The sequence below is a fragment of the Maribacter sp. genome, from assembly GCA_020629415.1.
In the GTDB taxonomy this organism is placed as follows: domain Bacteria; phylum Bacteroidota; class Bacteroidia; order Flavobacteriales; family Flavobacteriaceae; genus Maribacter; species Maribacter huludaoensis.
In genome coordinates this window covers 31,617-33,725 of sequence record JAHDDL010000033.1, presented here as the reverse complement: position 1 = coordinate 33,725, position 2,109 = coordinate 31,617, and the positions used below count along the sequence as shown (strand labels likewise).

Annotated in this window: 2 protein-coding genes; both read left to right on the top strand. The window is 33.1% G+C overall.

Features of this window, described 5'->3' with window-relative positions; translation table 11 throughout:
- The first annotated feature begins 830 nt into the window (after positions 1-830).
- Positions 831-1,289 carry a cold-shock protein gene (locus tag QZ657_RS13175; protein WP_036154395.1) on the top strand — a complete coding sequence of 153 codons (459 nt, stop codon included), beginning with the start codon at positions 831-833 and terminating at the stop codon, positions 1,287-1,289.
- 17 nt (positions 1,290-1,306) lie between these two features.
- Positions 1,307-2,109 (top strand): EamA family transporter (locus tag QZ657_RS13170; RefSeq protein WP_412759687.1); only part of this gene is annotated, 803 nt, incomplete at its 3' end.

Sequence of the window (2,109 nt, the reverse complement as noted above, 5' to 3'; positions counted from 1 at the left end):
ATTTGATGTGTGATGAATATTAATGCGTAAACTGTCTACTTGCTACCCATTGTACTCTTTTACTGGTCTTAAAGCTAGAAAAGAATGTGTTTCTCCTTGTTTCCGTTGGTGTATTTCTGATAAAAGTTCTCATGATGTTCGTTTTTATATCCGGTGATTAGTCAGATGGATTAATGATTGATTGTTTTTTTGATTTGATGTGTGATGAATATTAATGCGTAAACTGTCTACTTGCTACCCATTGTACGCGCTTACTATTTCTAAAAGCGGTTAAAAAAACATTTCGTTTAGATTCTGTTGGTGTATTTTTAATAAAAGTTCTCATGATATATTGTTTTTAATTGATGAATAATAATTCTGTTATACTTACAAGACGACGATTATTGTATTTTGTTACAGTACTATGCATAAAAAGGTACTATTTTTAACAAATAAATTTTTATTAATTACGTAAGTGTTTGATTTAAAATATTTTATAATAATTTTCAAAAATTAAATTTTAACAAAAAATAGTATAAAATAGAATTACGATGAATTATAATCAAGAATTTTAAGGTTCTAAAATGAAAAAAGAATAGGCGTAATGTATCCTTATATTGAAATTAACCTTAAGTCTTTCAAAACTTTGGCAGTTTGAATGCCACTAATGCTAAATAATTGAAATACAAATCATATCTTTGTAGAACTTTAGAGGGATGCAACTAATATCTGCAATGACCTTACAACAAATGACATCGTAGTTAACCCATAAGCTTTCCTTCGGTTATCAACGTCACTACGTATTTCAACCCCCTTTACAGTAAAATCTATTATTATCATTAAAATTACGAATGGCAAAATCGCAACAAACATTTAATAAAACTGAAAAAGAAAAAAAACGCTTAAAGAAGCGCGAAGAAAAGAAGAAAAAAATGTTAGCCCGTAAAGCGGCGGCAAAAGAAAATGGTACTTCTGGTATTCCTCTTGCTTATGTAGATTTCAACGGCAACTTGGTAGATACTCCGCCAGATCCTGCTATGAAAGTGGAAATAGAAGCAGAAGATATTGTTTTAGGTATTCCAAAGAAAGAAGAAGGTGATGTTGAAGAATTTGATCCGGTAAGAAACGGTAAAGTTTCTTTCTTTGATACTACAAAGGGTTTTGGTTTCATTATCGATGCTGAAAACAACGAGAAATATTTTGTTCACGTTAGCGGATTGATTGATGAAATCATGGAAAACGATAAGGTTTCTTACGAGCTTGAAAAAGGCATGAAAGGCATGAACGCCGTTCGTGTTAAGAAGATTTAGTTTTAAAATTTTTAATGGTGAAAGTGCAACGTAACACCGTTCTGGTAGTATTGTCATTTTTCGCCATTTATTTCATTTGGGGATCTACCTATTTATGGAATAAGATTGCAGTAACAGAATTACCTGCCTTTATGTTGGCAGGTATTCGTTTTTTAACTGCAGGTAGTCTAATGTTTATCATTTCTAAAATATTAGGCTTTTCCCTTACCATTACAAGGCAACAATTCAAGAACACCTTTTTTGCGGGGTTTTTATTTCTAACTTTTGGGAACGGAGTAGTCGTATGGGCACTTAAATATGTTGATAGTGGATTTGCCGCACTTGAGGTTTCTGCACAACCTTTGGTTGTTTTGTTGATGATGCGAATTTTACAAGGTAAAAAAATAAAGCCCATGTCCATCATTGGCGTTGTCCTAGGTATTACCGGAATTTTCCTTCTTGTAGGTCAAGAAGACGTTATAGCCAAAGACGGGGCCGTATTAGGTATGATACTTATATTTATTTGCATGCTTAGCTGGTCTTACGGAAGTCTTTTTGTTGGTAGTGCCAATTTGCCAAAGAACTTCTTTGTAAATACCGGTTATCAAATGCTTACCAGTGGTATATCGCTCTTGATCATAAGCACATTTTTTGGCGAAGATTGGATATCGCCTGCTCAATGGAGTACTCCAGTAATTACGTCTATGCTTTTACTTATAATATTTGGCAGTATAGTGACATTTACCGCGTTCAATTATTTACTTCGCATAGTTTCACCAGAGAAAGTGGCTACATCATCATATGTCAACCCCATAGTAGCTATGGTTTTAGGCTGGTATTT